Source organism: Plesiomonas sp. (assembly GCF_051650925.1).
Lineage (GTDB): Bacteria > Pseudomonadota > Gammaproteobacteria > Enterobacterales > CAMTGL01 > Plesiomonas.
The window spans coordinates 1-5,950 of the sequence record NZ_JBOFRH010000479.1; the positions used below are offsets into that span (position 1 = coordinate 1).

At 46.5% G+C, this 5,950-nt stretch carries 6 protein-coding genes; 5 read left to right on the forward strand and 1 reads right to left on the reverse strand.

From position 1 onward, the window contains the following. From ACRC27_RS11660 to ACRC27_RS11675, 4 genes are all read left to right on the forward strand, one after another. Positions 1 to 1,064 (forward strand): porin (locus ACRC27_RS11660; RefSeq protein WP_438639930.1); only part of this gene is annotated, 1,064 nt, incomplete at its 5' end. Between the two features lie 362 nt (positions 1,065 to 1,426). Then, entirely contained in the window at positions 1,427 to 2,545 is a 1,119-nt protein-coding gene (locus ACRC27_RS11665; RefSeq protein ID WP_438630747.1) for a porin, read from the forward strand. A gap of 137 nt (positions 2,546 to 2,682) precedes the next feature. Next, the gene (locus ACRC27_RS11670; protein ID WP_438630749.1) at positions 2,683 to 3,873 is read left to right on the forward strand and encodes an amino acid aminotransferase; all 1,191 of its coding nucleotides are present in this window, start codon (positions 2,683 to 2,685) and stop codon (positions 3,871 to 3,873) included. Positions 3,874 to 4,110: 237 nt separating this feature from the next. Next, the gene (locus ACRC27_RS11675; RefSeq protein WP_438639931.1) at positions 4,111 to 4,785 is read left to right on the forward strand and encodes a DUF2982 domain-containing protein; all 675 of its coding nucleotides are present in this window, start codon (positions 4,111 to 4,113) and stop codon (positions 4,783 to 4,785) included. 163 nt (positions 4,786 to 4,948) lie between these two features. On the opposite strand, the gene ACRC27_RS11680 is transcribed toward ACRC27_RS11675, so the two are convergent. Next, complete coding sequence (locus tag ACRC27_RS11680; protein WP_438624094.1) at positions 4,949 to 5,596, reverse strand: MBL fold metallo-hydrolase; 648 nt, start codon at positions 5,594 to 5,596, stop codon at positions 4,949 to 4,951. 127 nt (positions 5,597 to 5,723) lie between these two features. On the opposite strand from ACRC27_RS11680, the gene ACRC27_RS11685 reads away from it, so the two are divergent. Then, positions 5,724 to 5,950, forward strand: a 227-nt coding sequence (locus tag ACRC27_RS11685) for a lytic transglycosylase domain-containing protein (RefSeq protein WP_438639932.1), incomplete at its 3' end; no start/stop codon positions are given.

The window sequence follows — 5,950 nt, forward strand, 5'->3', positions numbered from 1 at the left end:
TAACCGGTGACTACCACTTTGCATCTAACCACAATGCCGACATGTATCAGCGTGGTGATCAAAGTTATGCGCGTCTGGGCCTAAAAGGGACTACCCAGATCAACAATAACCTGCAAGGTTTCGGCCACGTTGAATATAATCTGGCAACCAACCAAGACTCTAACTTCAATGGCCCTAGCCAGCTTCGTTTAGCCTATGTAGGTCTAAAAGATGACCGTTACGGTAGCATCAGCTACGGCCGTAACTGGGGCGTGTCTTACGATGTAACCGGTTATACTGACGTTCTGCCTGAGTGGGGCGAAGATACTCAAGGTTATATGCCAGAAGCGACCAACAACTACAGCGGTTCAGCACCAACACTGTTTGGTAATGGCCGTTCTGATGGTGTTCTACAGTACCGCAATAACTGGGATAACTTCAATCTGGCGCTGCAACTGCTGGCACCAAACGACTCCTATGACGGTGACTCATCCAACCACAACTATTCACGTATGGTAGAGAACGGTACTGGTTACGGTATCGCAATGAGCTACGATCTGGATATGGGCGTAACACTGGGTGCAACCTACAACAATGCGCGTAAATCAGATTGGCAGAAAGAGAACATTGCCAACGATAAAAATGCACAATTGTGGTCATTGGGTGCAAAATACGATGCCAATAACGTATACGCGGCCATCAACTACACCCAAACTAAAAACCAAATGGCGTACAGCATGAGCCCATTGGGTGGTGCTAATATTGGTGATACTGCCAATAGCATCAACGACAATGCATTTGCTTCCACCAGCCAAGCTGTATTTGCAGTAGCACAATACAACTTTGACAACGGTCTGACTCCAAGCATTGGTTATGCGCAGGGCTGGTTACGCCACCCGAACGGTTATGTCGGCAACCAAGATTACAGCAAGTATGTTGATTTGGCCTTAACTTATAACTTCAACAGCAATATGAATGCGTTTGTTGATTATAAAATTAACCTGCTGGATAACAACGAATATACTGCAACCAACGCGCTATATACTAACAACGTAGCCGCAGTTGGCCTGCAATATACATTCTAATTCTGGCATCAGAATCTGTTTAGGGTAAACACTACTGCATGTAGTGCGTTACTTTAACCGGTTATCTGCCTGTGAATAAGCCAATACCCTTAACAGGGGTATTGGCTTTTTTACTTTTTCCCTACCCATTTATTTTTAATCTCTTATCTCTTATCTCTTATCTCTTATCTCTTATTTTGCAGCATACAAACACCTTGTCTCTTACTCCTACTTTTTGCATTTCCTGTGCGATACAACACGGCAATGTGGCGGATTTTTTAATCAGTTCTATGCTTAATTTTAGCGTGGCAAATTTGGGATATAAGCCACAAAAAAAGCAATGGCGATGCATACCAGCATCATAACAGACAAGGAAATAGATCATGAGATACCGCATTCTTACTGTCATTATTCCTGCTATTTTGCTTGCTAATACGGCTCATGCTGCTGAAATTTATAATAAAAATGGTAATCAACTCGATTTTTACGGCTACATTATGGGCGATTACCACTTTGCCAAAAAAAATGATCTTTCAACCTACGGTGATCAAAGCAATTCGCGCTTTGGTTTAAAAGGCAGTACCACGATCAATGAAACCCTTAAAGGGTTTGGACATATTGAATATAACCAACCGCTTGGTAGCAACCAGAACCCGTTCTGGGGAAGCGATGGTGAAATCCGCCTTGGTTATGCCGGTGTTACCCATGAAACCTATGGCACACTGCAATATGGCCATAATTGGGGAGTGATGTACGATGTCACCGCGTATGCCGACATGTTGCCGGAGTTTGGTGAAGACACGCTCGGTTATTTTTCGGAAGTTTCAGCCAGTAGCCCGATTTCGCCAGACTCTATGTTTGGTACAGGGCGCGGTGATGGCATGCTGCAATACCGCTACAGCTATGCCAATTTTGACGTGGGGTTACAATACCTAGCTCAAAGTACTGGCGTGCAGACTGACGGTGGTGGTATTTCACTGCAATACACCTTTAACGATCTGGGTTTAACGCTCGGCAGCGCCTACAACTCAGGCGGTAAAGATATACAGGCTATCCGCAACCTGAGTGATACCCCACTAGCTGCTGATTTTAATGAAGATACCGCCGATATGTGGTCAGTCGGCGCAAAATATGACATGAACAATATTTATTTATCCGCTGTTTATGCCGAAACCAAAAATCTTCAGCCTTATGTGGATATCAACAGCAACAACAATTTTGCCGATAAAACACAGGCCTATTTCCTGACAGCCCAATATACGTGGGATAACGGCATGACACCGGGTATTGCATATGCACAAGGCAAAGCGAAAAACCTGACCGGTTATGGCGACCAAAACTACAGCAAATATGTTGATCTTTCGCTGACTTACGCCATTAATGCCAACTTCACCACTTACGTTGATTATAAAATCAATTTATTGGATCAAAATGACTACACATCGCAAAACAGTGTGCTGACAGACAATGTCACTGCCGTTGCTATGCAGTACGCATTTTAACCTGTTGCACTCTTTTCTCGCTTTGCACGATTAAGGCGCATTTGCGCCTTTTTTATTACAGAGTTGATTGTCAAGCACACACGCAAGCGGTATAAGGATAAAGGAACTTTTTCTGACTTTCATGGATGCTATCACACATGTTTGAACACATCATTGCCGCACCAGCCGATCCTATCCTCGGGCTTTCTGATACGTTTAAAGCAGACCCGCGATCCCACAAAATCAACCTCAGTGTTGGCGTGTATAAAGACGATTCCGGTTTAACACCAGTACTACACTCCGTAAAAAAAGCTGAAAAACGTTTATTAGAAGAAGAAAATAGCAAAAACTACCTCGGTATTGATGGCATTGCCGCTTTTGGCACATCCACACAAACACTGCTGTTTGGCGAAAATAGCCAGATTATTGCCGCTAAACGCGCAAAAACAGCGCAATCCCCCGGTGGTACAGGGGCATTACGTATTGCCGCAGAATTTATTGCTCGCCAAACCTCAGCAACCACCATCTGGATCAGTAACCCAACATGGCCAAACCACGTCAGTGTTTTTAAGGCGGCAGGTCTTGAAGTGCGTGAGTACGGTTATTTTGATGCCAATAACATGTCGCTCGATTTTGATGCCATGCTGACCTCATTAGAGCAGGCCAAAGCCGGTGATGTGGTGTTATTCCACGGCTGCTGTCACAACCCTACCGGTGTCGATCCCACACCTGCACAGTGGGATCTACTAGCAAAAAAATCGGCCGAAAAAGGCTGGCTACCGCTGTTTGACTTTGCTTATCAGGGCTTTGCAAAAGGGCTGGAAGAAGATGCTTACGGCCTGCGTGCGTTCTGCGCAAACCATCAAGAGCTTCTGGTGGCCAGTTCATTCTCTAAAAACTTTGGTTTATATAACGAACGTGTTGGTGCTTGCACCCTTGTGGCCGCTGATCAGGAAACTGCCGAGCGTGCATTTAGCCAGATAAAATCGGTGATCCGCGCCAACTACTCTAACCCACCGGCGCACGGTGCTGCCGTTGTCGCCATGATCTTAGCTGACAGCCAACTCAAAGCCGAGTGGGAAGCCGAGCTTGCCGATATGCGCAGCCGTATCCACCAAATGCGTGAGCTGTTTGTGGCAAAACTACAACAACTGGGTGCAGACCGTGATTTTAGCTTCATTGCCCAGCAAAATGGCATGTTCTCATTCAGCGGTTTAAACCCACAACAAGTGGCCCGTTTGCGTGATGAGTTTGCTATTTATGCGGTAGGTTCAGGCCGTATTAACGTTGCTGGAATTACCACGCAAAATATCGACCCACTGTGTCAGGCTATTGCCAAAGTACTGTAAACCCTGTCGCGTTAAATACAGCAAAAAAGCACTGTAAAGCAAACGCACATTTAAGGGATACACACCACTATTTTACGTAATAGACACTACAATCAGCTGCGGTTTACTCTGTGGCTGATTTTTTTCGCTTAAAAATAAGCGTGACAAACTTCTCATTTTTCAAAGTTCGACACCATACTGATACTCACGATGGATACTCACCGTAAATCCACCGCTCAATATCAGCAGGAGAGTCGAATGGAAAGTGTGCACATGCGACCAGCCATCAAAAAACATTGCCTGACTCTGCTTTGCTCGGGCAGCCTGCTTGCCGTTACCGCCGCATTAATGCTGTATGCCCTGCAACCCAGTTGGTTTTTACTCTGCATCCTGTTTGCACTCGCGGTCTATCTCGCATGGCAGGGGCTAACCCGTTGGCGAGAGCCCGATATAGGGCTCACACTGTCAGAGATGCATCTGCAATATCACCATCGCAGTGGCGGCTGGGCGCTTCCGTGGCAGCACATTCAGCGCATCGGCATCCCCTGTCACCAGCAAGGGCTACAGTGGGTTCCGTTAAACTATCTGGGTATTCAGCTCAAAAATCGGGCCGATATTATTGATCGCATTACACCGGCGCTGATTTATCGCTTACTGCGCGAACAGTGTGAATTGGTGGATATAGGGTTAGAGCAAGAGGAGATTGATGATCCCCACGTAAGTACCCTGCTGTACAACCCCGCAGCAATAGAGATCAACCAGCGAGTCTATAGTGATGAAGAAGCAATGCTGCTACACCGCATGAAGCTATGCCGTCGCCTGCTTGGGTATGATCTGTATATTCCGCTCAGCGCACTCGACCGCTCTGCTGATGAAGTTATTGCCCTGTCTCGTGTCTACCGTGAGCGAGAGAGTGCCCCCAAAGAGGCATAACCGAAGCATAAAATCAGCGCTTGTATCGAACTATCCCCATACGCTTACCACAGCAAAAACGGTTCGCTATCGGCCATTATGCGTAAACATGGTCAGCGAACCGTTTTATTTGTATGCAAATCTGTGTACGAGCTATCTGCTGTCTAAAACATCTTTGAACCGCTTACCAGCCCGGCATCTCCTCGCCCATAAACGGATTCGTACGCTTTTCATACCCAATCGTTGACGTTGGCCCGTGCCCAGGTACGAACAGAGTATCATCGGCCAGTGGCCAGAGCTGGTTACGAATGGAAGAGATAAGTTGCTGATGATCCCCCATCGGGAAATCACTGCGCCCTACGCCGCCTTTAAACAGTACATCCCCCACAAACGCCACCTTAGCCTGCGTATTCACAAATACGACATGTCCGGGGGTATGCCCAGGACAGTGCAATACTGACAGCGAAAATGCGCCGACCGTGATATTATCGCCATCGTTTAGCCAGTGATCAGGCACTAGTGCGCCACAATCAGGTAAACCAAACATCTGAGCCTGTTGTGACAATGAATCAAGCCAGAATTGATCCGCTTTCTGTGGGCCGTAAATCGGTACTGAAAAATGGTTGGCGATCTCACGTGCAGCCCCAACATGGTCAAGATGCCCGTGCGTTAACAGCACCTTAGTCAGAGTAACACCTGCCTGAGTAACCGCATGAATCAGGGTGGCAGCATCACCACCTGGGTCAACCAACGCCGCTTCAAGGGTCTGATGACACCAGATAAGTGAACAGTTTTGCTGGAATGCCGTAACCGGTAAAATATGGTATTTCATTGTTAATCCAAAATAAAAAAGATCTCAGTTCAGATTTTGCAATTTTATCCACTTAAAAAGCAATTTCTTCTCATCAGATTGGGCAAATTGACGCATAGTATAAGTAACGACAAAAAGGATTTATGTCATGTTTGATGCCATCTACACAGAGCAAAGCGTGCCTGCGGCAGAGATGCAATACTGTATAGCCAAAGCCAGCCAGCTCTATAGTGTGCCCGGTATTTTGCTAAAAGCCATATCACAGGTCGAAGGCGGCAAAAAATGGACTATCAGCAAAAACAGCAACGGCTCTTATGATCTGGGCCCGATGCAGATCAACACCATCCACCTTCCGCGCTTACAAGCACAGTTTCC